A 1,082-nucleotide genomic window follows, 5' to 3' on the forward strand; every position below is an offset into this window, starting at 1 on the left:
CCCTCGGGGCGGCAGGTGCGCTGATGGGGCAGAATGCCTTTGTGTATGTAGCGGACGGACACCTGGTGCGTGGGGCAGCGGAAACACCTTATTACTATAAGGGCGTTAACCTGGTCTACGCCCCCCTGCTGTGGAGCGACAGCCTGAGATTGCAGACCGAGCTGGACACGCTGCAAGCCCTCGGAGTGAGCAATGTGCGTGTGCCCTATGACGAAGCCTTTGACCGCTTGCCCGCCGACAGTCTGTACCTCGGCTACGATCGCTTGCTCCGCGAGCTGGCGCAGCGCAAGATGACGGCAGTGTTGGGGTTGGCCGACAGCCGTACGGCGCGCCGCCTGGTAGAGCGGACAAACCGCCTGACCGGCAGCGCCTATGCTGATGACCCCACTATCATGGCCTGGCAGTTACAACTAGAATACACGCAAAATACCGCTGCTCAGAAGGATAGGGTGCACAAGTGGGCGCAGGAAGTAAAGGCCAAAGCTCCCCGGCAACTCTTGTCGCTGGCCGGGTGGGGCAGTCCCGTGTCGAAGGTGGACGGCACCTTTGACGACCGGCTCATCGAGGCACTTCATAACGTGGGCGGGGTGGACTATATCGCCCTACAAGTAAGCCCGTTGGAGTGGGGCTGGACCAGTGTGGGCAATCTCTACGATGCCCTGCCCCGCGTGTATATCCGTAGCGAAGCCCTGCTGGCGCAGTGTGCCCGCATAGCCGGACGGATGTACAAGCCCCTGGTGGTGGATGCCGTGGGGTATCCCAGGGAGCGCGACTTTCGCGAACCGACCACTCCGACCGACAGTCGCGATGCGGTGCTGAACTTCTTTTTCAGTCAACTGGCGGAGAGCCGCGAAGGGCAGGGAGCCCTGGCTGGCTGCAACGTCTATACCTGGGGTGGGCAGGAGCAACCTGCCGAAGCGCCTACCCCGCAGCGCCATATGCTGACGGGAGAGGGTAGCCGACTGCCCCAAGGGCAGTACGCCGTCTACGCCACCGATGCTTCGACGCTGCGCCTGATTCGCAAGGCGCAGCCTATGAAATAACCGATACACTTTTCTTTAGCTCAAACTCAACTCAACCAT

The 1,082-nt window shown here is 61.3% G+C and carries 1 protein-coding gene; it reads left to right on the forward strand.

The window, feature by feature from the left end; translation table 11 throughout:
- A partial coding sequence (locus tag Q4P78_RS09330; protein ID WP_303340093.1) for a hypothetical protein occupies positions 1–1,043 on the forward strand: 1,043 nt, incomplete at its 5' end.
- Positions 1,044–1,082 lie beyond the last annotated feature (39 nt).

The organism is Rothia sp. (in: high G+C Gram-positive bacteria), assembly GCF_030540545.1.
GTDB lineage: Bacteria > Actinomycetota > Actinomycetes > Actinomycetales > Micrococcaceae > Rothia.